General features: G+C 74.2%; 19 protein-coding genes. 11 read left to right on the forward strand and 8 right to left on the reverse strand.

What is annotated here, in order from left to right; genetic code table 11:
- Nucleotides 1-126 precede the first annotated feature (126 nt).
- Both ON36_RS19670 and ON36_RS19675 read left to right on the forward strand, forming a co-directional pair.
- A complete protein-coding gene (locus ON36_RS19670) occupies nucleotides 127-1968 on the forward strand; it encodes a helix-turn-helix domain-containing protein (protein WP_245558134.1) in 1842 nt (613 codons plus the stop codon).
- A gap of 77 nt (nucleotides 1969-2045) precedes the next feature.
- The gene (locus ON36_RS19675; protein ID WP_043655616.1) at nucleotides 2046-3089 is read left to right on the forward strand and encodes an alpha/beta hydrolase; all 1044 of its coding nucleotides are present in this window, start codon (nucleotides 2046-2048) and stop codon (nucleotides 3087-3089) included.
- Between the two features lie 64 nt (nucleotides 3090-3153).
- Here the strand turns inward: ON36_RS19675 and ON36_RS19680 are convergent, their stop codons facing one another.
- The 4 genes from ON36_RS19680 to ON36_RS19695 are packed head-to-tail and all read right to left on the reverse strand — an operon-like array spanning nucleotide 3154 to nucleotide 7375.
- The gene (locus ON36_RS19680) at nucleotides 3154-4596 is read right to left on the reverse strand and encodes an aldehyde dehydrogenase (protein WP_043655619.1); all 1443 of its coding nucleotides are present in this window, start codon (nucleotides 4594-4596) and stop codon (nucleotides 3154-3156) included.
- Nucleotides 4593-6050 carry a dihydrolipoyl dehydrogenase family protein gene (locus ON36_RS19685; protein ID WP_043655622.1) on the reverse strand — a complete coding sequence of 486 codons (1458 nt, stop codon included), beginning with the start codon at nucleotides 6048-6050 and terminating at the stop codon, nucleotides 4593-4595. Before ON36_RS19685 ends, ON36_RS19680 begins: the two co-directional genes overlap by 4 nt.
- A 17-nt stretch (nucleotides 6051-6067) precedes the next feature.
- Nucleotides 6068-6514 carry a VOC family protein gene (locus ON36_RS19690; RefSeq protein ID WP_043655625.1) on the reverse strand — a complete coding sequence of 149 codons (447 nt, stop codon included), beginning with the start codon at nucleotides 6512-6514 and terminating at the stop codon, nucleotides 6068-6070.
- Nucleotides 6515-6547: 33 nt separating this feature from the next.
- Nucleotides 6548-7375 (reverse strand): alpha/beta fold hydrolase, encoded by an 828-nt coding sequence (locus tag ON36_RS19695; RefSeq protein ID WP_083885248.1) that lies wholly within the window; start codon nucleotides 7373-7375, stop codon nucleotides 6548-6550.
- 175 nt (nucleotides 7376-7550) lie between these two features.
- Here ON36_RS19695 and ON36_RS19700 point away from each other — a divergent pair, with 175 nt between their 5' ends.
- The 3 genes from ON36_RS19700 (at nucleotide 7551) to ON36_RS19705 (ending at nucleotide 8771) form a co-directional block, all read left to right on the forward strand.
- Nucleotides 7551-7982, forward strand: a complete 432-nt coding sequence (locus tag ON36_RS19700) for an SRPBCC family protein (protein ID WP_043655628.1) — start codon at nucleotides 7551-7553, stop codon at nucleotides 7980-7982.
- A gap of 61 nt (nucleotides 7983-8043) precedes the next feature.
- Nucleotides 8044-8193, forward strand: coding sequence for a hypothetical protein (locus ON36_RS34925; RefSeq protein WP_157224947.1), 150 nt, complete (start codon nucleotides 8044-8046; stop codon nucleotides 8191-8193).
- Complete coding sequence (locus ON36_RS19705; RefSeq protein ID WP_043655632.1) at nucleotides 8190-8771, forward strand: hypothetical protein; 582 nt, start codon at nucleotides 8190-8192, stop codon at nucleotides 8769-8771. Before ON36_RS34925 ends, ON36_RS19705 begins: the two co-directional genes overlap by 4 nt.
- Nucleotides 8772-8943: 172 nt before the next feature.
- On the opposite strand, the gene ON36_RS19710 is transcribed toward ON36_RS19705, so the two are convergent.
- Nucleotides 8944-9849 carry a LysR family transcriptional regulator gene (locus ON36_RS19710; protein ID WP_043655635.1) on the reverse strand — a complete coding sequence of 302 codons (906 nt, stop codon included), beginning with the start codon at nucleotides 9847-9849 and terminating at the stop codon, nucleotides 8944-8946.
- 135 nt (nucleotides 9850-9984) lie between these two features.
- Here ON36_RS19710 and ON36_RS19715 point away from each other — a divergent pair, with 135 nt between their 5' ends.
- Both ON36_RS19715 and ON36_RS19720 read left to right on the forward strand, forming a co-directional pair.
- On the forward strand, nucleotides 9985-10800 hold the full coding sequence (locus tag ON36_RS19715; protein WP_043655638.1) for an inositol monophosphatase family protein: 816 nt from the start codon (nucleotides 9985-9987) through the stop codon (nucleotides 10798-10800).
- Nucleotides 10801-10826: 26 nt separating this feature from the next.
- Nucleotides 10827-11423, forward strand: a complete 597-nt coding sequence (locus tag ON36_RS19720; RefSeq protein ID WP_043655641.1) for an NADPH-dependent F420 reductase — start codon at nucleotides 10827-10829, stop codon at nucleotides 11421-11423.
- Between the two features lie 75 nt (nucleotides 11424-11498).
- Here the strand turns inward: ON36_RS19720 and ON36_RS19725 are convergent, their stop codons facing one another.
- Complete coding sequence (locus ON36_RS19725; RefSeq protein ID WP_043655644.1) at nucleotides 11499-12422, reverse strand: SIS domain-containing protein; 924 nt, start codon at nucleotides 12420-12422, stop codon at nucleotides 11499-11501.
- Nucleotides 12412-13377, reverse strand: coding sequence for a carbohydrate kinase family protein (locus tag ON36_RS19730; RefSeq protein ID WP_052314151.1), 966 nt, complete (start codon nucleotides 13375-13377; stop codon nucleotides 12412-12414). Before ON36_RS19730 ends, ON36_RS19725 begins: the two co-directional genes overlap by 11 nt.
- Nucleotides 13378-13642: 265 nt before the next feature.
- On the opposite strand from ON36_RS19730, the gene ON36_RS19735 reads away from it, so the two are divergent.
- From ON36_RS19735 to ON36_RS19745, 3 genes are read left to right on the forward strand one after another with little or no spacing between them, the layout of a single operon-like run.
- Nucleotides 13643-14233: a hypothetical protein gene (locus ON36_RS19735; RefSeq protein WP_157224948.1), complete on the forward strand. Its 591-nt coding sequence runs from the start codon at nucleotides 13643-13645 to the stop codon at nucleotides 14231-14233.
- A 28-nt stretch (nucleotides 14234-14261) separates the two neighbouring features.
- Nucleotides 14262-17777, forward strand: coding sequence for an nSTAND1 domain-containing NTPase (locus ON36_RS19740; RefSeq protein WP_043655650.1), 3516 nt, complete (start codon nucleotides 14262-14264; stop codon nucleotides 17775-17777).
- Between the two features lie 25 nt (nucleotides 17778-17802).
- Nucleotides 17803-23982, forward strand: a complete 6180-nt coding sequence (locus ON36_RS19745) for a non-ribosomal peptide synthetase (protein WP_052314152.1) — start codon at nucleotides 17803-17805, stop codon at nucleotides 23980-23982.
- Here ON36_RS19745 and ON36_RS19750 read toward each other — a convergent pair.
- The gene (locus ON36_RS19750) at nucleotides 23962-24954 is read right to left on the reverse strand and encodes a threonine ammonia-lyase (RefSeq protein WP_043655651.1); all 993 of its coding nucleotides are present in this window, start codon (nucleotides 24952-24954) and stop codon (nucleotides 23962-23964) included. The genes ON36_RS19745 and ON36_RS19750 overlap by 21 nt on opposite strands.
- Nucleotides 24955-25541: 587 nt before the next feature.
- Here ON36_RS19750 and ON36_RS34930 point away from each other — a divergent pair.
- A complete protein-coding gene (locus tag ON36_RS34930; RefSeq protein WP_157224949.1) occupies nucleotides 25542-25823 on the forward strand; it encodes a hypothetical protein in 282 nt (93 codons plus the stop codon).
- The last annotated feature ends 94 nt before the right edge of the window (nucleotides 25824-25917 follow it).

The following is a 25917-nucleotide window of genomic DNA, read 5'->3' on the forward strand; positions in this document are numbered from 1 at the left end:
GCGGCGCGGAACTGCCCGAACACACCAGGTCCGGCGTGCTGATCGCCGCGCTCGACGACGGCAACGCGCTCACCGAAGTACTTCGCCGCCACCGGCCGCCGCATCGGAACCACGGTCGACGCCGACGTGCTCGCCCCCGCCGTGAGCGCGCGGCTGATCGATATCGGCTCTGGCACAGTCACGTTCCGTCATCCCCTGGTCCGCTCGGCGCTGGTCGCGGCGGCGCGGGGGGAGGAGCGCCGCCGGGCGCACCTGGCGCTGGCCGAGGTGCTCGACGGGTCGCCGGATCGTCAGGTGTGGCACCGGGCGGCCGGCGCGGCGGGCGTGGACGAGGACGTGGCCGCGGCGCTGGAGGCGGCCGCCGAGCGCGCCAGGCATCGCGACGGGGCGATCGCGGCGCTCGAACGCGCCGCCGCGCTCAGCGGCGATACCGGACGCCGCGCCGACCGGCTGCTGCGCGCGGCCGAACTGGCCGTGGACTCGGGCCGCCGCGACATCGTCGACCGGCTCATCGACGCCGCGCGCTCGCTACCGCTCACCCCGGAGCAGGAGGCCACCGCGAGCTGGGTGCTCAGCGCGCCCGAGGACGGGATCAGGGAGAGCCCGGCGCGGATCGGCGAACTGGCGGCGCTGGCCGCCGCCGTCGCCGCCGACGGATACCCCGATCCGGCGCTGCGGATCCTGTGGGGTGCGGCCATGCGATGCTTCTGGTCCGAGCCGGGCCCTGATGTCCGGCGCGCGGTCCTGGCCGTCGCCGACTCCCTGGGCATCCCCGACGGCGATCATCGCAAGCTGGCGATCGATTCGATCGTTGCGCCGTTCGAGCGCGGCGAGCAGGTCCTCGGTCACCTTCGACAGCTGGCGGCCGGCACCGGCCGTGACCCGGAGGTCGACTACTTCCTCAGCAGCGCCGCCTATCAGGTCGGCGCGTTCGATCTGGCGGCCCACTTCGCCGGCGCGGCCGTGCCCGGCTTCCGATCGGCGGGCCGGCTCGGCCTGCTCACGCGGGCCCTGGCGATCCAGGCGTGGAGCCTGGCCAGGGTCGGTGACCTCGCCGCCGCAGCGCCCATCGCGGCCGAGGCCGCGGCCTTCGCGCTGGAGACCGGGCAGACATTCATGCACGCCTCCGCCACCGGTGTCCAGGCCGAGATCGCCGCGCTGCGTGGCGATTACGTGATGGCCGCGGCGATCGCCGCCGACACCGAACGGACCGGGCTGGCCGCCGCCGTACGTCCGGTGCTGGCGACCGTGCAGCTCACGCGCGGCATCATCGCGCTGGGCGAGGGCCGTTTCGACGACGCGTTCACCGATCTGGCCCGCGTCCACGATCCGCTGGACCCGTCGTATTCGCTGGCACTGCGGGTGTGTTTCCTGACCGAGCTCAGCGAGGCCGCGGTGCGCGCGGGCCGTACCGCGGCCGTCGCGGACCTGCTGCGCGGGCTGGAACCGGTCGCCACCACCACATCCTCACCGGCACTGCACATCGGAATGCGCTATGCCCGGGCCGTTCTCGCGGGCGACTCGGCCGCGGAGCGGTTCGCCGAGGCGCTGGCGGCCGACCTCACCGGCTGGCCTGCCGAGCGCGGCAGGCTGCATCTGGCCTACGGCGAGTGGCTGCGCCGCCAGCGCCGGGTGGTCGAATCCCGAACCCACCTGCGCACGGCCAGGGAGATCTTCGACGCCCTCGGCTTCACCGCGTGGAGCGAACGCGCCCGCCTCGAGCTGCGCAGCGCGGGCGAATCCAGCCCGAACCGCGACCCGGACGCGCGTGAACGGCTGACCCCGCACGAGCTCAGCATCGCGCAGCTGGCGGCGCAGGGGCTGACGAACCGGGAGATCGGGCAGCGGCTCTTCCTGTCGCATCGGACCGTCAGCACGCACCTGCACAGGATCTTCCCGAAGCTCGGCATCAGTTCTCGCGGTGATCTCGCCGCGCTGCTGCCGTCCCTGGACGGCCCGGCGGTCTGACCGGCACGCGGCGATCGACACCGATTACGTCATCCGACGCACGCGGCGGGACCCACCCGCTCCCTAGCGTCGATGCCATGGACATCAATCGACGACGACTCTTCGGCGGCGCGCTCGCGGCGGGCGCCGCCGGGCTGGCCGCGACCTCCCTGGGCGCCTGCGCCACCGAGGCACCGGCCGCACCCGCCGTCCCCGGCGCCGCGCTGCGGGCAGGCGCGGGAACCAACACGAACCTGGGACCGATCAAGTCGATCCAGGCGGGCGTGCTCGACGTCGCCTACGCCGAATTCGGTCCCGCCTCCGGGCAACCCGTGGTGCTGGTGCACGGCTGGCCCTACGACCCGCACAGCTTCGCCGACGTGGGCCCGCTGCTGGCCGAGTCGGGCTTCCGGGTGCTGGTCCCGTTCCTGCGCGGATACGGGCCGACGCGCTTCCTGTCCGCGCAGACGCCGCGCAACGGTCAGCAGTCCGCCATCGCGCGCGACATCGTCGACTTCCTGGACGCGCTGCGCATCGACGAAGCGGTGCTCGGCGGATTCGACTGGGGCGCGCGGACGGTCGACATCATCGCCGCGCTCTGGCCGGAGCGGGTCGCGGCGCTGGTCGCGGTGAGCGGGTACATCGTCACCCAGCTCGCGGCCCAGCAGCAGCCGCTGGCGCCCGCCGCGGAGCTCGGCTGGTGGTATCAGTACTACTTCGCCACCGAACGCGGGCGACTCGGCTACGCGCGCCATCGCCACGACTTCAACAGGCTGATCTGGCGGAATGCCTCTCCGGCCTGGGATTTCGACGAGGCGACCTATCAGCGCAGCGGCGCGGCCTTCGACAATCCCGACCACGTCGACATCGTCATCTCCAACTACCGCTGGCGGCTCGGCCTTGCCCCGGGCGAAGCGCGATACGACGACGACGAGCAGCGCCTGTCGACCGGGCCGGTCATCCCGGTCCCGGCCATCACGATCGCCAGCGACTTCGACGGCGCGGCCGGGGACGGAAAGGCCTACCGGGGAAAGTTCACCGGGAAGTACGAACACCGGGTGCTCGACGGCATCGGTCACAACGTCCCGCAGGAAGCGCCACGGCCGTTCGCGCAGGCGATCGTCGACGCCGCCCGGATGTGAAGGAAGCCACCGCCACACACGCGTACTCCGGCGCCGGGCGGGCCGCCCGGCGCCGGAGTGCCGTCTACAGGGTGATGGTCTGGTACTCGGTGTACTGGCCCAGCCCGACCGCACCGAACTCGCGGCCGATTCCGCTGGCCTTGAAGCCACCGAACGGGCCGTCGAATCCCACCGGCGCGCCGTTGACGGTGACCGTTCCCGCCCGGATGCGGCGCGCGAACGCCAGGGCGGCGTCCTCGTCGGCCGACCACACGCCGCCGGAGAGCCCGTAGTCGGAGTCGTCGGCGATGCGCAGGGCGTCGTCCAGGCCGTCGTAGGGGATCACCACCAGGACCGGGCCGAAGATCTCCTCACGCGCGATCCGCATGGCCGGGGTCACATCGGCGAAGACCGTCGGAGTGACGTAGAAGCCGTCGCCCAGGCCGGGCGGCAGGTGCGGGCCACCGCAGACCAGCCGCGCCCCCTCCGCGATGCCGAGCTCGATGTAGTCGCGGACCCGCCGCTGCTGATCACCGCGCACCATCGGCCCGATGAAGGTACGCGGATCGCTCGGATCACCGACCGGCAGCGACTCCACCAGCGCGGCGAGCGCGGCCACCACCTCCGCGTACCGGCTGCGCGGGGCGAGGATCCGGGTATGGGCGATGCAGGATTCGCCGTTGTTCAGCAGGGAACCGAACTTCAGGCCCGCCGTCACCGCGGTCAGGTCGGCGTCCGGCAGGATCACCGCCGCCGACTTCCCGCCCAGCTCGAGGCTGACGCGCTTGAGCTGAGCGCCCGCGATGGCGGCGATGCGCCTGCCCGCCCCGGTCGAGCCGGTGAACGCGATCTTGTCCACCCGGGGATGCGAGATCAGGTACTCACTGGTGTCGCGGTCGGCAGGCAGCACGCTGAGGACACCGTCGGGGAGCCCGACCTGATCCATCAGCTCGGCCAGCACGCCCATGCTCAGCGAATTCTCCGGAGATGCCTTGAGCACCACCGAGTTCCCGGCGAGCAGGGCGGGCAGGAGCTTCGCGGTCGCGGCCGCGAAGGGCGAATTCCACGGAATCACCGCCGCGACCACGCCGACCGGTTCCCGGCGGACCACCGTGCGGACCGGATCGGACGGGTCCGACGGGGCGAGCTCGCGTTCCCACGGAAAGTCTTCTGCCGCGGCGAAATAGGCGCGTGCCTGCCGCGTCAGTCCCGCCTGGCCCGCCGTGGTGAACCACGCGGCCGAACCGTTCTCGGCGGTGATGAGCGCGGCGATGCGCTCGGCTCGGGCGGCACGCAACTCGTCGAAGCGCCGGAGCGTTTCGATGCGGACGGCCGGTGGGGTGTCGCGCCAGACGCGGCTGTCGAAGGCGGCGGCGGCCGCCGCCACCGCCCTGTCCACGTCCGTGGGGTGCGCCTGCGCCGCCCGGCCGATCACCGAACGATCGTGCGGAGACAGGATCTCCAGCAGGGCGGGCTCGCTGGCCTCGGTCCACCTGCCGCCGAGGTAGAGCCGGTCGTAGGTGATCACGCGAGCTCTCCCCGGTCCCGCTGATCGCGATAGGTTTCCAGCAGCCGCAGCCAGACCTCGCCGATCGTCGGGAACGAGGGCACGGCATGCCAGAGTCGTTCCAGGGGAACCTCTCCGGCGATCGCGACGGTCGCCGAGTGCAGCAGTTCGGCAACCCCGGGGCCGGCGAAGGTGGCGCCGACGACGACCCCGCGATCGGGATCGACGAGCACCCGCGCCCGGCCGCGATATCCCGGATCGTGCTGGATCGCCCCTGCCACGTGGCCGATCTCGTAGTCGACCACGTGCACTGCGCGTCCGGTGCGGGCGGCATCGGCGGTGGTCAGGCCGACCGACGCGATCTCCGGGTCGGTGAACACCACCTGCGGCACCGCGTCCCGGTCGGCGGTGGCGGCGTGCGCGCCCCAGCGCGTGGTGTCCAGGTCCCGCCCGCGCGCCCGGGCGGCAATGACCGCCCCGGCGATGCGCGCCTGGTATTTGCCCTGGTGGGTGAGCAGAGCCCGGCGATTGACGTCGCCGACGGCATAGAGCCACTCGCCCTCGACCGCGGTGACGGTGAGCGTGTCGTCGGTGCTCAGCCACTCCCCCGGCGACAGGCCGACGGTGTCGACGCCGAGGTCGGTGGTCCGCGGCGCGCGCCCGGTCGCCAGCAAGAGTTCGTCGGCCATCAGCTCCGCCCCGTCCGCGAGGACGACGCGCACCCCGTTCTCCCCGCGCCGCGCGGTCGTGATGGCCGTGCCCAGCCGCAGGTCGACGCCCGCTTCCCGGAGCCGCTCGGTGACCAGGTCCGCGGCGAACGGCTCCACGCGCTCCAGCAGCCGCGATTCCCGGGCGATCAGGGTCACCCGGGCGCCGAGGGCCTGCCAGGCGGTGGCCATCTCGACCGCGACGACCCCCGCCCCGAGGATCGCCAGCCGATCCGGCACCGACTGCGCGGCGGTGGCCTCGCGACTGGTCCACGGCCGCAACGCGGCCGGGTCGGGCAGCGGCGGCAGCGCGGCGGAGGTCCCGGTGCAGAGGGCGACCGCGTGGCGGGCGACGAGCCGCACGGTGCGGCCGTCGGGCGTGCGGACCGCCACCCGTTTGGGCCCGTCGAGCCTGCCGTGGCCGCGCACCAGGTCGACCCCGACCGAGGCGAGCCAGGCGAGCTGGTCCTCGTCGTTCCACTCGGCCGCCATGCGGTCGCGATGCTTCAGCACCGCGGCGGCGTCGAGGGGCCCGGTGACCGCGCTCGCCACCCCGGGGAAGCGGGCGGCCTCGCGGTGGAGCAGCGCCGGGCGCAGCAGCGCCTTGCTGGGTTCGCACGCCCAGTACGAGCACTCGCCGCCGACCAGTTCGGCCTCGACGATCACGGTGCTCAGCCCCGCGGCGCGGGTCCGGTCGGCGACGTTCTCGCCGACCGGACCCGCGCCGATCACCACGACATCGTAGGTGCGGGTTTCGTTGTCGGACATGTTGTTTCCCTTCTCGATCAGCGGCCGGGCGCGCGCTGGGTGACTTCCTGCAGGTACCAGCCGTTGCCGTCGGGATCGGTGAACGCGGCGAAGGAGCCGTAGGAACGCCGCTGCGGGTCGGCGCCCGGCACCCGGTGCGCGGCGTCGGGGTGGTGGAACACGCCGGTGGCGTCGCGGAAGGGGCCGTCGACCGCGACACCGCGCCCGGCCAGCTCCGCGACGGCCCGCTCGATGTCGGCGACGATGAGGTGCAGGCCGTGCGTGGAACCCGGTGCGGCCGCGGCGACTCCGGTGCCGAAGATGATCGAGCATCCCGAGCCGGGCGGGGTGACCTGCACGACCCGATAGCCGTCGTCGACGGGGAAATCGGCGTCGAGCCGGAAGCCGAGCCGGTCGACGTAGAAGGCCTTGGCGCGGTCGACGTCGGTGACGGGCAGCACGACGACTTCCAGTTTCATGTCCATGATCGGTGTTCTCCTCGAGGGTTGTGGTGATGGTCAGCGGGTGGCGGCCTGCTCGATGACGTCGGCGACCACATCGGGATGCGAGACGGCCACCGAATGCGACGCGGCGACCTCGGTGATTCGGGAGTGCGCCCGCTCGGCCATGAACCGCTGCGCGGCGGCCGGGATGTTGAGGTCCTGGGTGGTGACCACCGACCAGCTCGGCTTGTCGGCCCACGCGGCCACGGTGGCCTTCTCCTCGAGCGCGGCCTGCGCGATGGGGCGCTGGGCGGCGGCGGCCAGCGCGGCACGCTCGGCGGGCACGTCGGCGGCGAACTGGGCGGGGAACTTCGTCCGCTGGATGTAGAGATCGGTGCCCGCGCTGCCGTCCGCCGCGGTGAACGGGACCGGGTCGAGAGTGCCGGGAAGGGTGGAACCGGGGAACTTGTTCGTCAGCTCCAGCGCGGTCTCCCCCGGGGCCGGCTGGAAGGCCGCCACGTAGACCAGCGAGCGAACCTGGTCGTTGCCCGCGGCGGCCGCGCTGATCACCGACCCGCCGTAGGAGTGCCCGACCAGGACCACCGGGCCCTGGATGTGGTCGATCACGCTGCGCACGACCGCCGCGTCCGCGGCGGGCCCCCGCAGCGGATTGGCCACCGCGACAACGGGATACCGGTCGGCGATGAGCTTGCCGACGACGTCGTTCCAGCTGGAGCCGTCCGCGAACGCGCCGTGGACCAGGACCACGGTGGGCCGCGGCGCATCCGGTGCCGGTCCGGCCGCTGTGGTGGTGCTCGCGCTGCAGGCGACGGCGAGGGCGCCCGCGGCGACGGCGGCCGTGGCCGCGGCGATGATTCGGTGCGGACGGCGGATGTCGACCATGTCGATGGTCCTTTCGAACGAACGGTGCGGTGGGGGTGGTTCCACCTTGGGCCGCACCCCACGGGCGCCACATCTGTCATCTGACGCCGACCATGACGTAGTCACCCGCGATTACGTCACCGCGTGCGTCATCCGACAGATTCGGCGGGTGTGCGCCGGCGGCGATCGTTGAGCCATGACGACGATCCGCTTCCACCTGCTGTCCACCCTGACTCCCGCCGAGGTCGTGCACGTGCTCACCGACTTCGGGCCCACCCGCCCCGAGACCTGGTCGAACTCCATCGACGCCGAGCACTTCGTCGTGCACGACCGGGGCGAGACCTGGGCCGAGGTCACCGAGGGCACCGCCTCCGCCTGGGAACGCGCCCGCTACGACTGGGACCCCGCGGGCGACACCGTCACCGTCACCACGCTGGACTCCAAACTGTTCGGCGCGGGCGGCGGCTGGGTCTTCCGTGCCACACCCACCGAGCGGGGCACGCGCGTCGATGTCGAACTGACCCGCACGCCCACGGCGGTCAAGGGCAGGCTCCTGGCGGCGCTGCTGCCGCTGGTCGGGCCGTCCTCGCTGCGCAAGTCCTTCGCCGCACCGCTGCGGGCCGCGTGATGTCCGGGCCGCTGACACCCGGCGCCCACGCCTTCGAACGGTCGGCCGACCGGAGCAGGCGATGACCGAACAGGCCTTCATCGCAGCGCTGTTCGTGACCGGCCCGATCGCGATGGTGATCTGGTCGGAAGCCGCCGTCCTGCACGGCCGCGGCCCCACTGCGCGTGAACTCCTCGGCCGAACCCGGCCCGAACGAACGGAAATCCCATGAGTACGACCGCAATACCGACCGTTCCGACGTCGGAACGGTCGGCGGTGATCCGCCTGTCGCTGGGGCGCGGTGTCCTGGCCATCGGGTGGGCGGCAGCCTTCGCCGTCGTGAGCGACACCCTCGACGGGGCGGCCGTGGCGCTGCTCGTCGCCTATCCGCTGATCGACGCCGTGTCGTCGCTGATCGACCACCGCGGCATGCCCGACGGACCCGAACGCCGGGTGACGGCGCTCAACGGCGCGCTCGGCGCGGTCGTCGCCGCCGCGCTCGGGTTCGCAGGGGCCGCCGGCGGCGCGGGCACGGTGCTCGGCGTCTTCGGGGCCTGGGCCGTGGTGTCGGGCGCGGCACAGCTCACCGTCGGCCTGCGCCGCCGTGGCCCGGTGTTCGGCCGGCAGTGGCCGACGCTGATCTCCGGCGGCCTGTCCTTCCTGGTCGGCCTCACCTACCTGGCCCAGGCCACCGGCGATTCGCCGTCGCTACACGTGCTGTCCGTGTACGCCACCGGCGGCGGCGTCTTCTTCATCGCCCAGGCCGCGCTGCTGGCGTGGACCTCACGCCAGGTCGGCAAAAGACCCTGACGACTACGAGAATTCGACACACCAGCCGCCGCCGGCCACGTGCCTGGTCTGCTCTCCCACTGCCGACAGACGCTCCCGGGCCGCGATCGACCGATTCCTCACGGGGATCCCCGGGTGATGGCCGCGCGGAGGACCGCCGAGCCCGCCCCCGGACCCTGACGATCCGGGGTCCCTACTCGGCGACGTTCTCGGCCAACGCGTTCCGGGCGAGGTCGCGCAGCCAGGTGTGGGCGGGGTCGGTGTCGTAGCGCTGATGCCACGACAGGTACACTGCGGCGTCGGGCACCTCGAGTGGCAGCGCGAGCAGCGCGAGGCCGAGGTCGGCCGCGGCGGCCAGGGCGGTCGCCGCGGGCGCGGTGACCAGGACGTCGGACGCGCGCGCGATCCGGAACGCGGCGTGCTCGGTGGGCACGGCGGCCACCACCCGGCGGGTGAGGCCCCGGCGGGCGAGTTCGTCGTCGAGCAGGTTGGCCATCGTGCCCCGGCGGGAGATGGTGACGTGCTCGGCGTCGGCGTACTCGGCGACGGTGATCGTCTCGCCGAGGGCCAGTGGATGCCCGCGGCGCGCCACGACGACGTGACGGGTGCGTGCCACTTGTTCGGCCCGGATCTCCGGAGTGGTCGGCCGGTCCGCGTTCGCGGCGAGATCGACTTCGCCGCGGCGCAATTCGGGGGTGTCGACGCTGGACTCCGCGAGGAAGCGCAGGCGCACCCCCGGCGCCCGCTCGCGCACCGAGGACAACAGCGCCGGGCCTGCCAGCGCGACGAGCGAGTCGTGCCAGCGCAGCGTGAAGGTCCGGTCGAGGGTGTCGAGGTCGAGCACGCGACTGGGCGCGAGGACTCCGCGCACCTGGGCCAGCAGGTCGTGTACCTGCGCCCGGATCGCGAGGGCATAGGGCGTGGGAACCATCGTCCGCCCGGTGCGCACCAGGATCTGGTCCCCGGTGGTGCGCCGTATCCGCCCGAGGCTGCGGCTCATCGCCGGTGGCGTCACGTGCAACCGCTCGGCGGCGCCCGCCACGCTGCCCTCCTCCAGCAGGGCATCGAGGGCCGCGAGCAGATTCAGATCCAATTGCATGACAGTCATCCTAGGCGTGCTCAGCATGCACTTGTCGTTAACTGTCGGTGGGCATAGCGTCGAAGACGAACACGGACCAGCCGGTTCCACCCGGCGGCCCGATCCCGAACCCCCTCACCGACAAGGAGTTTCGTCATGCCCGAAATCACCCTGCCCGGCGGTGTCGCCACCGACGCCGCACTGCTCGCGCAGACCGAGATCGCGGTTCGCGCAGCGGGTTCGATCCTGCTGGACCGCTTCGGCGACATCGTCGCCTACGACAGCCGCGACGATCTCGGGCGCGCCCTGGCCGCCAACGACGACGCCGTCCTCGACGTGCTGCGTCCGCAGCTGGAAGCACTGCGCCCTGGCGCGCGCTGGGTCGAGGAGGAGCTCGCCGCCGGCGCGCTGCCCGACGGCGAGTGGTGGGTCGTCGACCCCGTCGAAGGCAACATCAATCACCTGCACGCCCTGACGGACTGGGCGGTCACCGCCACCCTGGTCCGAGACAACCAGCCCGTGCTCACCGTGGTCCACCTGCCGCTGACCGGCCGGACCTACACCGCGCGGGCGGGCGCCGGCGCGCACCTGGGCAGACGGCCGCTGCGCGTCTCGGCGACAGCCGATCTCGGGCTGGCCGTCGTGGCGACCAGCCAGGCCCGCCCCGACGAGGATCCCGCCGTCGTGGCGCGGCTCGGCGCCTCGATCACCGCCATGTTCCGCGACGCGCTGGTCGTGCGGGTCGCGGTGCCCGCCACCCTGCACCTGGTGAACGTGGCCGCCGGGCGCGTCGACGGCTTCTGGCAGTTCGCCGGCGCCCGCGCCGACCTGCTGCCCGGCGCCCTGCTCGTCGCCGAGGCGGGCGGCCGGATCTCCACCGCCGACGGCCGTCCCTGGACCCCCGGCGCCGACAGCTTCCTGGCCACCGGCCCGGGCCTCCACGCCGCCGCGGTCGGCGCCCTCTCGCGCTGATCACCTCCGACCCCGAAGAGACTGTCATGACCACCATCACCGTTCTCGGCAGCGGCCGCGTCGGCGGCTCCCTCGCCGCCGCGCTGCGCGCCGCGGGCCACGACGTCCGGGTGCCCGACCGCTCCCCCGAGGCCGTCGCCGCCGCGATCCGCGCCGCCGCGATCGTCGTCAACGCCACCCCCGGCGCGAGCTCGCTCGAACGACTCGGCGCCCTGGCCGACGACCTGGCGGGCAAGATCCTGCTCGACCTCGCCAACGCGACCCTCGACGGCCCCGACGGGCTCCCGGCGGCCCTGCTCTACCCCGGGTCGAGCCTGGCCGAACAGCTGCAGCACAGCCTGCCCGGCACCCGCGTGGTGAAAACCCTCAACACCATGCTGTTTTCGGTCATGACCGCACCCGCAACGCTCACCCAGCCACCGACCGCGTTCCTGTCCGGCGACGACACCGACGCCAAAGACATCGTCGCCGCGCTGCTCGCCGACCTGGGCTGGCGACCCGAATGGCTCTGCGACCTCGGCGGCATCGAGACCGCCCGCGCCACCGAGGCCGCGATCCTGTTCGTCCCCCACCTCATCCGGTCCTCCGGCTTCGCACCGTTCGCCGTCTCGATCGCGCGCTGAGACAGGGGCGTTCGGTGGCCCCGGCGAGCGGTCCGTGACCGGGTGCCGCACGGCACCACGGCCGCGGGCACGCCTTCACCCCGCGGACGCCGGGGGCCTGATGACGGAGCGCGTCAGGTTCCGCGGATGCGCGGGGTCGAGGCCGCGGACGCGGGCGAGGGCGTGGGCCACCCGGTGCACGGCGACCAGCTCGGCCAGGGGGTCGGCGGGCCGGTCGAGCACCCGGGCACCGGCGCGGCGGGCGGCGGCCAGCACGAGCGGGTCGGCGCAGTCCAGCGACCAGACCACGGTGCCGGGTGCGGCCGCGCCGAGGGGTCCGTGCAGGTATTCCGGCGCGGGATAGGCCTCGGCGACGACGGCGGCCATCTCCTGGATCTTCAGCGCGGCCTCCTGGGCCAGGCCGACGGTCCAGCCCCGGCCGAGGAAGACGAAGTGCCCGTGCTCTGCCGGGTCGACCGGCAGCGGGTCGGCGAGGGCCCGGCGCGCGTCGTCGATCGCGGCGGTGAGATCCGTGCCGAGGTAGGCGCGCGTCATCGCCAGCACGGTGGTGGCGAAACGGGTCTGAACCACCCCGGGTTCGGCGGCCTCCGCCAGGGTGACCACGTGGGACGCCGCGGCCGACAGCGGGCTGTCGGTGTCACCGCACACCGCGTAGACCGGCGTGCCGGGGTGGCGCGAGACCGCCTCGAGGACTTCGCTCGTGGTTCCCGAACGGGAGAGGGCGAGCAGGGCGTCGTAGCTCCTGCGCGGCGGCAGTTCGGTCGGCGTGAACGCGTCGGTCTCCCCCGCGCCCGCGGACTCGCGCAGCGCCGCGACCGCACGCGCCACGTACAGCGATGTGCCGCAACCTATGACGGCCAGCCGGAGCCCGTCCGGCGGCAGGGCCGCCACCGCGCCGGGGCGCGCCCGGAGCCCGGCGCCCCGCACTGCGGCGAGCTGCCACAGCGCCGGCTGACCGGCGATCTCCCGCGCGAGGTCCGCGCCCGGTTCAGCGGGCATCGGACAGGTACGGCAGCGCGTCGGCCAGGGCGGGCTGGCCCGGCGCGCCGCCGATCCGCGCGGTCGACAGCGACCCGCAGGCGACGGCCAGCCGCAGGGACCGGTCGGCCTCCCAGCCGTTGAGCCACCCGAAGAGGAACCCGGCGTCGAACGAGTCACCGGCCCCCGTGGTGTCGACCACCTCGACCGGGAGCGCCGGCGCCCGCCGTTCGCCGTCGCGGTCGCGCAGCAGGGCGCCCTCGGCGCCGAGTTTCACCGCCACCGCCAGATCGCCGCCGAGGGCGCGCAGCGCCGCCGCGGCGGCACCGGGGTCGGGCAGGCCGGTGATGTGCGCGGCCTCCCGGCCGTTGAGCAGGAAGACGTCGGTCAGTGGCAGCAGCTCGAGAACGGTGTCCCAGCGACCCTGCGGATCCCAATTGCAGTCCAGGGACGTGGTCGTCCCACCCGCGCGCGCGGCGGCGAACAGCGCGGGCAGCCCGGCCTGGAGGGCGGGCTGCAGATAGTAGCTGCCGACATGCAGGTGCCGGGCCGCGCGCAGCAGGTCCGCGGGCACCCGGTCGGCCCGGTAGTCGGCCATCACCCCGCGCACGGTGAGGATCGCGCGGTCGGCGCCGCGGTGCAGCAGCACCGAGACACCGGTCGGGCGGTCCGGGTCGGTCACGCACGCGGAGGTGTCGATGCCGCGCCGCGCCATCTCGTCTAGCATGTAGCGGCCGAACAGGTCCCCGCCGACGGCGCCGGCGAACGCCGTGCGCAACCCCAGCCGGGCCGCTCCGCAGGCGGTGAGCACCGAGGAACTACCCGGAGTGAGGGTGACGTCGTCGACGAGGGTCTCCACCTGACCGAAGACCGGCTCGACGTTCTCCCCGCTGACGATCACGTCCGGATTGATCTCACCGACCACCAGCAGGTCCACCGCGGCCACTCGATCGTCACGTGAGGGATCGAGTTCCATCCGCGCACCTTCGGTAGTGGGGAGTTGCTGCCGCGTCGCTATTGTACGACACGAAAGATCGTTGCGCGGCAAAGCGATTGGGGGGACAATTCTCCGTGTGACGGCGGAGATTCGGTGCCCGAACGGGTTTCGTCCGCGCCGGAATCGCACGAGGGCGGGGAGGCGTTCGTTGTCCGAGCTCCATCACCACCGTGCCGCCGTCCGTTCCGAGCATTTCGAGGGCGCCTGGTCGGTTTCCGACGATGGCTGGACGGGACGAATGTCGTTGCGGGGCAGCGGAGACGGGTCGTTCGAGGGCACCTTCGTCAGCGACCGGTTCCGGCAGACCCACCACGTCACCGGCGCCGTCGGCGCCGCGCCCCATGTGCTCGAGTTCGTCGTCCACGATTACAATTTCCTGCCCGAACAACGGTATTCCACTTTTCTTTTCACCCGGGGACACAATGCCCTCGCCGGATCGAGTTCGTGGCGCGGAATTCCATTCGGATTCGTCGCCTGGCGCCGCGACGCCCCGCTGGCCGGACAATTCCGGGCGGGCCCGGTCGAGCCCGCGGACTTCTGTGGCACCTGGGGAATGCGGCTCGACGGCAACACCGCGGATCTGGTTCTCGAGTACGACACGGCCGCCGGTGTGTTACGCGGCGCCTGCTGGGGGCGTTCCCTCGGCCCGGCCTTCGACATCGTCGGCACGCCGGACGCCGAGGTCCCCCATCACGTGTCGATGACGCTGACGAGAGCCGCCGACCCGGCCGTGCACCTGGACGGGCTGCTGTTCTCGCGGCCCAAGAACATCGTCTGCGGGTCCGCCCGGCTCCCCGGCGGACCGGTCGGCTTCTACATGGTCCGGATCCGATGACCGCCCGGCGTCCGAGAGGCGCGCCGAGGTGAAGCCGCGGGACCCGGGCTTCAAGCGCGACATCCCCCTGCTGCTGCTCGGCGTGGTCCTGGGATTCGGTACCAACCTGGTCACCAACGACCCCGAGCGATGGCCCGCGGTGCTCCGGCCGGTCGACACCTACGCCGTGTTCTGGCTCGCGGCGCTGACCTTCGGCGCGTTCGGGTCGGTGCTGTGGCTGTCGCGTCGCGGCGCGCTGCATCGCACGTGGAGCGGCAGCGGCAACCCCTATCCCGGGCTGGAGCCCTTCGACTCGGCGCGGTCGGGAGTCTTCTTCGGGCGCCGGACCGAGACCGAGGATCTCGTCGAACGGATCGTGGCCGCCCGCCAGCTCCCGTCGCTGCGGTTCATCCCGGTCGTCGGCCCCTCCGGCTGCGGCAAGTCCTCGCTCATCCAGGCCGGGGTACTGCCCACCGTGCGGCAGCGCGGCGGCTGGCAGGTCGTCGGGCCCATCCTGCCGGGCACCGACCCGATCCAGGAGCTGTGCCGGATCACGGCGGGCCCGCAGGAGCGGCAGCACGCCGACGGCCTGCTCGCGGCCGAACAGGCGCTGCGCGTCGAGGCCGACGCCCTGCTGGCGGACGCGGACGCCGGTGTCCCGTACCGGCGCCCGGTGACGCTGGCGCGCCGTCTGCTGCAGGCGCGGGGGGAGCAGCGGCGGCTGCTGCTCGTCATCGACCAGTTCGAGGAACTGGTCACGCTGAGCGAGTCCGGTGACCGGCACCGGTTCCTCGCCCTGCTGGAGGCGGCGCTGGCCGTCGAACCCCGCTTCCACGTGGTGGTTTCGCTGCGCGCCGAGTTCCTGGTCACCTTCCAGGCCGAACACGGTGGCTCGCTGTTCACCCACCCCTACGGTCTCGGGGTGCTGCCGCGCGAGCGGATCCGGGAGGTCATCGTCGGCCCCGCGCGGGCCGCCGATGTGACCTTCGAGGACGGGCTGGTCGAGCTGATGCTCGGCGAGGCGCACGGTGGTGACGTGCTGCCACTGCTGGGATACCTGCTGCAGCAGCTCTACGCGGGCGCCAGCGATCAGCAGTTCATCACGTTGCGCGACTACGACAACGCGGGGCGCATCGCGGGCGCGATCGCCCACCAGGCCGATCAGGTCCTCGCCGAGTTGTCGGCGGTCTACGATCCGGCCGAGATCCTGGAGACCCTGCTGCGTTTCGTCACCTGGGAAGGGCCCGAGCCCACGCGCCGCCGGGTGAGCTCGGGGGAACTCGGTGAGCGGGAGCGCCGGATCGTCGCCGAGTTCCGGGACGCCCGGCTCATCGTCGACGACCGGCCCGTGCCGCTGCCGGCGGCAGCGGCGGCGGAGGTGGAATTCGATCTCGCCCACGAGGCCCTGCTGCGGCAGTGGGAGCCGCTGAACCTGCTGGTCCGGTCCCGCGAGGCGGCGGTGCGGCGCCGCACCGAACTGGAACCGCTGGCTCTGGTCTGGGAGCGCAGCGGTCGGCGCGCGGACTACCTCATCCGCGGCAGCCATCTCCGGGAGGCCGCCGAGGGGCTGGACGAGCGCGCCCTCTCCCCGGTCGTGGAACGCTTCGTGCGCACCTCGCTGGACCGCCAGCGGGAGGAGAACCGCACCGCCGCGAACCGGCTCGCCGACGAATCGCTGGCACTGGCCGACCACGATCCGCAGCTGGCGCTGACGCTGGCGCACGCGGCCATCGTCGACTGCGCGCCCACCGTGCACGCCCGCACCGCCCTGCAGGCGGCGCTGGAGAATCCGCTGCGCGACGTCTGGCACGGGCATGTCGGCGTGGTCTGGTCGGTGTCGTGGTCCCGGACCGGGCAGCTCGCCTCGGCGGGGGGCGACGGCACGGTGCAGGTGTGGCCCGCCGAGTCCTCCGGCGAACCCCTGACCCTGGCGGGCCACGGGAGCGGGGCGTTCGCGGTGGCCTGGTCGCCGGACGGCAGGCTGGCCTCCGGCGGCGGCGACGGAGTGGTCCGGGTCCGTCGCACCGGCGACGCCGACGCCGCGCTGGCCGTGGGCGCGGGCCGGGTACTGGCGCTGGACTGGTCACGCGACGGCAGGCTGGCGATCGGCACGTCCGGCGGGGACGTGCGCGTGTGGGATCCGGACACCGGCGCCGTGACGGCGCCGAGCGGGCACCGCGGCGACGTGAACTCGGTGGCGTGGTCGCACGACGGCCGCCTGGCCACGGGCGGCGCCGACGGCCGGATCCGGGTGTGGGACAGCGGGTTCGGCGATGCCTGGGAGGCGATGCTGGACGAGAGCGGCGTGTGGGCGGTCGGCTGGAGCCCCCGCGGCGCGCTCGCCGCGGGCGGCGGCGGCGGGTCGGTCTGGACCTGGCCGGAAGGTGTCGGCGGTCCCGCCGCGGAACTGCCGCTGCGCAGCGGCGGCGTGTTCGCGCTGGCCTGGTCGGATCAGGAGGTGCTCGCCTGCGCGGGCGACGACGGGGTCATCCGGGTCTGGCCGCGCGGGCCCGCCGCCCGGCCGTCGACCCTCAACCGCTCCGGCGACGAGGTGTTCTCGCTGGCCTGGTCGGCCACCGGCCTGCTCGCCTCCTGCGGCGGCCACGACGGGGCGGTCCGGGTGTGGGATTCGGCGCGGCGCCCGGAACGGGCGATCGCCGCCTCCGCCGCGGTCACCGCCGTGACCTGGCACGGCGACGCCCTCGCGGTGGCCACCGGCGACGGCCGGGTCGAGGTGCGGCGCCCGACCGCCGACGCGGTGAGCGCCTCGATCACGTTGGACGCGGCGCCCCGCAGCGCGGTCTGGCTCGACGGGGATCGGCTGGCGGTGCGCGCGCGGGACCGTGTGTGGGTGTGGCATCCCGGCGCGGGCGCCCCGCCGGACGAAGTGCCCGGCGCGGCGGTGCGTTCGATCGCCTCGGCGGGCGGCGACCTGGCCTGCGGCGGGACCGATGGGACCGTGCGGGTGCTGCGCGGCGAGGACCTCCGGGCCCTGGCAGACCTCGGCGGCCAGGGCGGCGCGGTGCCCGCCCTGGCCTGGTCCGCGGGCGGGCTCCTCGCCGCGGGCGACACCGACGGCGTGGTCCGCGTCTGGCACCGCGAGGACTGGCGGCAGACCGCGGCGCTCAGCGCGCACGGCAGCGCGGTCACGGCGGTGGCCTGGTCGCCCGAAGGACTGCTCGCCACCGGCGGCGCCGACGGGACCGTCCTGGTGTGGCGCCCCGAGGAGGGTCGGCAGGTCGCGGCCGACAGCGGGCACAACGGCGCGGTCACCGCCGTGGCGTGGTCGGCCGAAGGGGTGCTGGCCTCCGGCGGGCGGGACGGGACGGTGCGGGTCCGCGCGCCGCTGGCCGGGGCCCAGGCCCGGATCCTGGCGGGCGACAGCGGCGCCGTCACCGCGGTCTCCTGGTCGGACGACGGCGTCCTGGCCGCGGGCACCGCCGACGGCGCGCTGCTGCTGTGGACCGCGGCCGTGTCCGCGGACCGGCTGCGCGAACGGGCGGCCGAGGTCGCGATCCGGCCCCTGTCGGCCGAGGAACGGCATCACCACCGGATTCCGGAATGATCCCGCCGACCCGAGGGACGCCGCCGTGAGATTCCTGCCGCCGACCGCCGCTCAGCTCGTCTGTCACGACTTCGTGAGCGCCGAGGGCGCGTGGCCACCGGCCACGCGCGCCCACGTCGCCTTCACCCTCGACACCCCGATCGACCGGGACCGGCTGGCCGACGCGGTCCGGCAGGTGGTCGACGCCCACGATGCCCTGCGCACCACCCTCGAGCACCGCGACGGGGCGCTGGTGCAGGTGGTCCGGGAACCGGCCGAGATCACCGGCTCCCCGTGCGGGACGGTGGACTGGGACGGCACCGCCGCGGGCGTTCGCCGGATCGTCGACGCGGCCGACGTGCGGAACGGCCCGGGCGCGGGACCCGCGCGGGTGCTCACCGGGGCCGCAGGCGGACGCAGCCTCGTGGTCGCCGTGTTCGATCACGTCTGCGTCGACGGCCTGTCGGCGGAACTGGTCGCCGAGCAGATCCGCGCCGCCTACGACGGCACGCCGCCCCCGATGGCGTTGTCCTACACCGACTATCACGCCCGGATCCTCGACGACGCCTCGCCCGCGGCGCACGCCGCCTGGGACACGGTCCTCGCCCGGTCGCGGCCGGCCGTTCCCGCCTGGATGCTCGCCGCGAGGGCGGCCGCGCCACGGGCGCGCAGGGGCGTGCACCGCTGGTCCTTCGACCCCGACAGCGTCGCGCTGCTCACCGCGGCCGCCCGGCGCCAACGGGCCAGCCCGTTCGAGATCGTCGCCGCGGCGGTGGCGGTGTACTTCCGCAGGCCCGACGGCGCCCCGGCGGCGCTCGGCGTCGTGCACGGCGGGCGGCACCGGCCCGGCGGCGCGGGCGTGGTCGGCCTGGTCCGCGGGTTCGTGCTGCACGAGGGCGTGGTCGAAGCGGGTGCCACGATCGCCGACGCGGTCGCCGCCCGGCGCGACGGGTTGCGCGGCGCGTTCACGGACCTGACCCGGCTGCCGTGGGAGGAGGTCTGCCTGCGCGCAGGCCGGCCCGCCGGCCTGCGCGCGGGCGCCCCCGGCGCCTGGGAGGTGGAGCTCAACGTCGGGTTCACCGCGCAGGAGGCGGGACGGATGGCCGGCGTCGCCGCGCGCTCGCTGGACGCGGCGCCACCGGGCGAGCAGTGGGCCGAGAACGGCGGTCCCCTCGTGGCGCTCACGTTCCGGCTCGGGCCCGAGGCGGTGACCGGCAACGTCCGATACACCCATCCGCCCGTGGACCACGAACTCGCCGCGGCCCTGGCCCGTGAGCTCGAGGCCACCGTCCGCCTCATCGGGACCGCGCCGCAGACCCCGGCCGAGGCCGCGCCCGCGTTCCACGAACTGGCCGGCGCCCTCGCGCCGGCGGCGGACACCGACCTCCTGCACGTGCTGTTCGGGCGCGCCGCGGACCGCGCCCCGGACGCGGTCGCGCTGATCAGCGGCGAATCCACCCTCACCTACGCGCAGCTCGACGCGCGCGCCCGCGCCCTGTCCCGCCGCCTGCGCGCTCGCGGCGCCGGGCCGGAGACCGCGGTCGCGGTCCGGCTGGGCCGGTCGATCGATCTGGTCGTGGCGATGCTCGGGGTGCTCATGGCCGGCGCGGTCTACGTACCGATCGAACCCGACACGCCCGGTCCGCGCTGCCGCGCCATGCTGCACCGCGCCGGGGCGCGAATCCTGGTGACCCGCGACGATATCCACGACCCCGCGATCACCGGCCCGCTGCCCGCCGTCCTCGACACCGGCGACCCCGGCGCGGCCGTCGGTGACGAGGCGGCCGGGGTGCGACCGGACGGCCTCGCCTACATCACGTTCACCTCGGGGTCGACCGGTGAGCCCAAGGCCGTCGGCACCACCCATGCCTCGGCGGTGCGCTACCTGCGCCACCTGGCCGCGTCCGGATACCTGCGCGCCGGCGACACCGCGCTGCAACTGGCCACGCCGTCGTTCGACGCCTCGATCCGCGACCTGCTCGGCCCACTCACGGTGGGTGCGCGCGTGGTCCTGCTCGCCGACCGGTCGGCCACCGATCCCGCCGTGTGGCACGCGATGATCGCGCGGCACCGGGTGACGGTGGTGCCCGCGCTGGCACCGGCCACGCTGCGCCTGCTCTGCGACACACACCCGGGCCCGGCGCCCGGCACGCTGCGCCTGCTCATGGTCAGCGGCGAGGCGCTGCCCGCGACGACGGTGCGCCGGGCGCGCGACAGCCTCGGCGCGGCGGTCGACCTCGTGAACCACTACGGGCCCACCGAAGCCACGATGACCTCGACCTTCCATCACGTGCGCGAAGCCGCGCCGGACCCGGTCCCGATCGGTCGGCCCCCGGTGTGGGGGCGCATCCGGCTGCTCGACGACGCCCTCGTCCCCGTCGCCCCCGGCACGGTGGGCGAGATCTACATCGGCGGCCCCGGCGTCGCCCGCGGCTACGTCGGCGATCCGGGGCGTTCGGCCACCCGGTTCCTGCCGGATCCCTCCGGCGCGCCCGGCGCCCGCATGTACCGCACCGGGGATCGCGGCCGATTCGACGCGCAAGGAATCCTGTGGTTCCACGGCCGGGTCGACGCTCAGCTCAACCTCAACGGCACGCGGGTCGAACCCGGCGAGATCGAGGCGGCGCTGCGGACGCATCGATCGGTCCGCGAGGCGGCCGTCGGCACGATACCCGGCACCACCGGCGGCAGCGTGCTCGTCGGCTACGTCGCCGCGCACGCCGGGCACACGCTCGAGCCCGCCGAGCTGCGCGCGTTCACCGCCTCGCTGCTGCCCGATCCTCTGGTGCCGCGGGCGTTCCGGCTCGTGGCCGCCCTGCCCCGCACCGCGCGGGGCAAGGTGGACCGCGCCGCCCTGGCCGCGCACCGCACCGCCGCGCGGCCGGCCGACCGGCCGCCGCGCACCGAGGACGAGGCCCGCATGCTGGCGCTGTGGCGGGAGGCGCTGCGCCGCCCCGGATTCGGCGTCCACGACGACCTGTTCGAGGCGGGCGCGGACTCGATCCTGGTGCTGTCGCTGGTGGCGCGGATCCGCCGCGCCTTCGGCAGGGCACCCGAACCCGCCGACATCTTCCGGACCCCGACGGTCGCGGAGGTCACCGCCCTCCTCCCGCCCCCGGGGCCGCGCGCCCCTGGCCCCGTCCCGCCGGCACGGCCGGAAGACGCGGGCCCGGCCCCGCTGTGCCCGGCCCAGCAGCGCCTGTGGTTCTTCGAGCAACTGCTGCCCGGCACGGCCCTGAACACCATCACCAGCGCGTTCCTGGTCGAGGGCCGTCTCGATCACGCCGCGCTCGCCGCCGCCACCGGCGACGTGATCGCCCACCACGACGCGCTGCGCTCCACCTTCGACGACGATGGTGGCACGCCGGTCCGGCTACCCGGCGGCGTCGATCCGACGGCGTTCGACGTCGTCCCCGTCGACGGTGACCTCGCCGCGGCGATGAACACGGTGGCCGCGCGACCGCTGGACCACCGCCGCGGCCCCGTGCTGCGGGTCACCGCGTTCGCCGGGCCTTCGGGCGGCGGGCTGCTGGTGCGGGTGCACCACCTCGTCGCCGACGCGGGCTCGCTCGAGATGATCCTGGACGACCTCGCCGCCGCCTACCGTGCCCGCCGCGCGGGCGCGGCGCCCACCCTTCCCCCCACCACGCACTCCTACGCCGACTACGTCCGCTGGCAGTCCGAACGGCTCGCCGGCGCGCCGCTGGACCGCGAACTCGCCTTCTGGCGAACCGAACTCGCGGACGCCCCGTCCTTGCTCGCGCTCCCCACCGACCGCGACCGTCCCGCGGTGCAGCGCCACCGCGGCGCCGTGCACCATCGCCCGATACCCGCGGACCTCGCCGAGGCGGCGACCGCGCTCGGCCGGGCGGGCGGGGCCAGCCCGTTCATGGTGCTCGCGGCCGTGTGGGCCGCGCTGCTGAGCCGCTGGACCGGCCAGGACGACCTCGTGGTCGGCGTCCCCGTCAGCGGACGCGCCGAGCCCGAATTCGACCGTGTGGTCGGCCTTTTCGTCAACGTGCTGCCCGTGCGGGTGCCGCTGCGCGGCGCGCCGTCCACCCGCGCGGTGCTCGCCCGCCTGCGCGCGGCGCTGTTCCGCGCCATCGACCACGGCGACCTGCCCTTCGAGCAGCTGGTCGACCACCTGCGTCCGCAGCGCAGCCTCGCCCACGGCCCGGTCTTCCAGACCCTGGCCGACACCCAGCGCACCCCGGCCCTCGACCTGCCCGGCGCGCGGCTCACCCCGACCGTGGTCGACACCGGTGGCTGCTGGTTCGACCTGTCGATCTCCTTCCTGCGCCGCGACACCGGGCTCACCGCACTGCTCACCTACGACACCGACCTGTTCGACGAGGACACCGTCGCCCGCCTCGCCGCCGCCTTCGTCCGGCTGCTGGCCGCCGCGACCGCCGCGCCCGACCACCCGATCGCCACCCTGCCCCTCCGATCGCCCGCGCCGCTCCCCCGCCGGTCGCCCACCCGGTATCCGGCGGTCGCGGACCGCATCGCGGAGAACATGCGCCGGTTTCCCGACCGCGTCGCGGTCACCGCGGCCGACCGGTCCGTCACCTACTGGGCGCTCGATCACGCGTCGGCCGGGATCGCGGCGCGGCTGCGGGAACGCGGCGCGGGCCCCGGGTCGCTCGTCGGGCTGTGCGCCGAGCGCGAGCCCGAGCTGGTGGCCGGGCTGCTCGGCATCCTCCGCGCCGGGGCGGCTTATCTCCCCCTGGATCCGACGCATCCGCCGGAGCGGCTGGGTCGCCTGCTCGCGGGCGCGCGCCCCGAGCTGCTGCTCGCGCAGCCGGCGCTCGTCGACCGGCTCGGTGACCGCGCGCCCCGCCTCGTGCCGCTGGACCCGATCGCGACCGCGAGCACGGCACCGGCCACGCCGTGGACACCGTGCCCGGCCCACGAACTGGCCTACGTCGTCCACACTTCCGGCTCGACGGGCGACCCCAAGGGCGTCGAGGTGACGCGGACCGGTCTCGCGCACCTACTCGGCGTCCTGGCCGAGCGGCTCGGCGTGACCGGCGCCGACACCCTGGTCGCGGTCACCACGGTGTCCTTCGACATCGCGGCGCTCGAGATGCTGCTCCCCTTGATCGTGGGGGCCCGGGTGGTAGTGGCCTCCTCCGCCGACGCGCGGGACCCGGCGCGCCTGCGGACCCTGCTGCGCGCCGCGCGCGCGACCGTGCTGCAGGCGACGCCGGTGACCTGGCAACTGCTCGCCGAGCAACCGGACCCGCCCCGGGTGCGCATCGGGCTGTGCGGCGGCGAGGCGCTGCCGCCGGCGCTGGCCGCGGGGCTGCGCCGCATGGCCGATTCGGCGTTCAACGTGTACGGACCGACCGAGACCACGATCTGGTCCACCCTCGCGCCGGTCGGCGAGGACGACCACGTCCCCCTCGGCGACCCGCTCGGCGACACCGTCGTGCACGTCCTCGACGCCCATCTGCAACCGGTGTTGCCGGGAGCCATCGGCGAGATCTACCTCGGCGGCCCCGGGGTGGCTCGCGGCTATCGCGGACAGCCCGGGCTCACCGCCACCCGCTTCCTGCCCGACCCGTTCGCGGGCGACGGCGCGGCACGGATGTACCGCACCGGCGACCTCGGCCGCCACCGCGACGGCCGACTGGACTATCTGGGCCGCACCGACCGCCAGATCAAACTCCGCGGGTTCCGCATCGAACCCGCCGAAACCGAGCGCGCCCTGCTCGACCACGCGCCCGTGCGGGCGGCCGTCGTCGCCGTGCGTCCCGACGCGAACGGCCTCGCCCAGCTGACCGCCTACCTCCTCGCCGACGACGAACTCGACATCGGCCGGCTACGCGCCTTCCTCGGCCGGCGGCTGCCGAACCACCTCGTCCCCACCGCGATCACGGTGCTGGAGTCCTTCCCGCTCACGGCCAACGGCAAGATCGACCAGCGGCGGCTACCCCGTCCGGCGACCGCGCGCCCGCGCCCGGCGACCCGGATCAGCCGCCCCGGCACCGGTACCGAGCGACGCCTGGCCCGCGTCTGGCAGGAGGTGCTCGGGCTGGAGGAGCTGGGCCTGGACGACGACTTTTTCGACCTGGGCGGACACAGCCTGAGCGCGATCCGGCTCATGGCGGCCACCGCCGAGGAGTTCGGTGTCCGGCTCGAGCTGCATTCCTTGTTCACCGAGCGCACCCCGCGCCGGATGGCGGCGCTGATCGAGCGGGTGTCATCGCCCGGGCGCGGGTGACCATCCCGGCGCGACGAGGCGGGTGAACGCGGCGGCGTCCACCGACCCGCCCGAGACCACCACCCCCACCGACGCGTTCGCGGCGCCGAAGCGCGGCGCCGCGGCCAGCGCCACCGCGCCCGACGGCTCGACCACGAGGTCGAGGCACCGCAGCGCCCACCCCATCGCCGCGCGGATCTCGTCCTCGGTCACGGTCACCACCGCGCCGAGAAGCCGGCGGTTGATGCGCCACGGCAGTTCGGCGGGCACGCGGTGGCGCAGCCCGTCGGCGATGGTGTCCGGCACGGTGGGCAGCGCGATGCGCCGTCCCGCCCGCAGCGACAACGTGGTGTCCGCGGCGGTCTCCGGCTCCACCCCGACGACGCGGACGTGCGCCGCGAGCTCGGCGACCGTGAGCGCCGTGCCCGCGGCCAGCCCGCCGCCACCGACCGGCACCAGCAGGACGGTGAGATCCGGTGCCTGCGCGAGGAATTCGAGCGCGACCGTGGCCGCGCCCGCCACGACGTCGCGGTGGTCGGCGGAGGGCACGACGGTCAGGCCGTGCGCGGCGGCCAGGTCGGCGGTGAGCCGGTCGCGATCCTCGCGGAGCGGGTCGTAGCCGACGATGCGGGCGCCGAGCGTCCGCGCCACTTCGATCTTGATCGCGGGCGCGTCCCGCGGCACGACGACGGTCACCGGAACCTGCCACAGACACCCTGCCAGCGCCAGCGCCTTCGCGTGATTGCCCGAGGACGCGCCGATCACCCCGCGCCCTCGCCTCTCCTCGGGCAGCGCAGCGACCGCGTTGTAGGCTCCGCGAAACTTGAACGACCCCGCCTGCTGCAGACTTTCGGCCTTGCACCACACCGGCGCTCCGCACACCGCGTCGAGGGTCCGATCCGCGCGGACCGGCGTCACCGTGGCCACCGACCGCAGCCGCTCCCGCGCCGCGTACACGTCCGCGATCCCCACGGGCAGGTTCGGCGTGACCACCGGCGACGGCCTCAGCGCCGGGCCGTGTCGAGGAGTCGCTGCGACATGTCCACCCCGGTCCGCACCACGAAAAGGGCACCACCACAAGGATATCGCCCACGAGCAGTCACAGACGCGGAACCACGCAGGCCCCCGCACGAGCCCACTCCACCCACCGACCCGCGCCCACCGCACCGACCGGCGTGTCCGAAGCCGCAGCGCCGACCCCCTATAGCCCCTAAGGCCCTAACTAGCACCCCTAATCCGGCTCCGCCACCGTGACCCACACCCTCAACCGCCGTAGAGTTCCCCACAGCCGGCAACCAGCTCCATCGCACCGCCACACCACCATCGCGCGCGACTGCTACACCCCACGACCACACCGCGACCCGAACATCCCGCGGACGTCGAGACCTGAGAGGTGAGAGCCATGCCCGACCCGACGCACACCCCGCACCCCACCAGCACCGCACTGCACCGCCTGGCCCGAGGACTACAACGCGGCCTCCCACCAGGATGGAACGTCGACCTCGCACCCCACACCGCGCGAAACGACGGACACCCGACCCTGCTGCGCGTACACTTCGCCCACTGAGTCCGGCCCGCCCATGCCCGACGCCCTCTCCCCCACACCACCGGCCCGCGACACCACGCCATCACCACCCGGCGACTTCGCCTGGAGAGTCCTCGACATCGTCGTCCCCGACACGATCCCGACACGCGAACTCGACCGCTACATCACCGCCGCGATCCGGACCCGCACCAACTGCCCCCGAACCGCGCCCCTATGCCTGCGCTACGGCTACCCCGTACGCATCGACCCGACCCACACGAGATGGCAGGTCACCTACCGCACCGGCTCGACACCAACCTCGTCGTCCACGGGGTGAATCATGCGCTGGTGGGACCGAACCGGCTCCACGCCGCGCGCGAGGGCCGCGTCGGCGATGCTGCTGACGTCCTGGCAACGAGACAAGGGAGCGG

Source organism: Nocardia thailandica NBRC 100428, assembly GCF_000308795.1.
GTDB classification, from domain to species: Bacteria; Actinomycetota; Actinomycetes; order Mycobacteriales; family Mycobacteriaceae; genus Nocardia; species Nocardia thailandica.

Coding starts and splice junctions, on each gene's coding strand:
- ON36_RS19675 (WP_043655616.1), top strand. CDS start 2,046: ATGGACATCAATCGACGACGACTCTTCGGCGGCGCGCTCGCGGCGGGC.
- ON36_RS19685 (WP_043655622.1), bottom strand. CDS start 6,050: ATGTCCGACAACGAAACCCGCACCTACGATGTCGTGGTGATCGGCGCG.
- ON36_RS19690 (WP_043655625.1), bottom strand. CDS start 6,514: ATGGACATGAAACTGGAAGTCGTCGTGCTGCCCGTCACCGACGTCGAC.
- ON36_RS19695 (WP_083885248.1), bottom strand. CDS start 7,375: ATGGTCGACATCCGCCGTCCGCACCGAATCATCGCCGCGGCCACGGCC.
- ON36_RS19700 (WP_043655628.1), top strand. CDS start 7,551: ATGACGACGATCCGCTTCCACCTGCTGTCCACCCTGACTCCCGCCGAG.
- ON36_RS34925 (WP_157224947.1), top strand. CDS start 8,044: ATGACCGAACAGGCCTTCATCGCAGCGCTGTTCGTGACCGGCCCGATC.
- ON36_RS19705 (WP_043655632.1), top strand. CDS start 8,190: ATGAGTACGACCGCAATACCGACCGTTCCGACGTCGGAACGGTCGGCG.
- ON36_RS19710 (WP_043655635.1), bottom strand. CDS start 9,849: ATGCAATTGGATCTGAATCTGCTCGCGGCCCTCGATGCCCTGCTGGAG.
- ON36_RS19715 (WP_043655638.1), top strand. CDS start 9,985: ATGCCCGAAATCACCCTGCCCGGCGGTGTCGCCACCGACGCCGCACTG.
- ON36_RS19720 (WP_043655641.1), top strand. CDS start 10,827: ATGACCACCATCACCGTTCTCGGCAGCGGCCGCGTCGGCGGCTCCCTC.
- ON36_RS19725 (WP_043655644.1), bottom strand. CDS start 12,422: ATGCCCGCTGAACCGGGCGCGGACCTCGCGCGGGAGATCGCCGGTCAG.
- ON36_RS19730 (WP_052314151.1), bottom strand. CDS start 13,377: ATGGAACTCGATCCCTCACGTGACGATCGAGTGGCCGCGGTGGACCTG.
- ON36_RS34930 (WP_157224949.1), top strand. CDS start 25,542: ATGCCCGACGCCCTCTCCCCCACACCACCGGCCCGCGACACCACGCCA.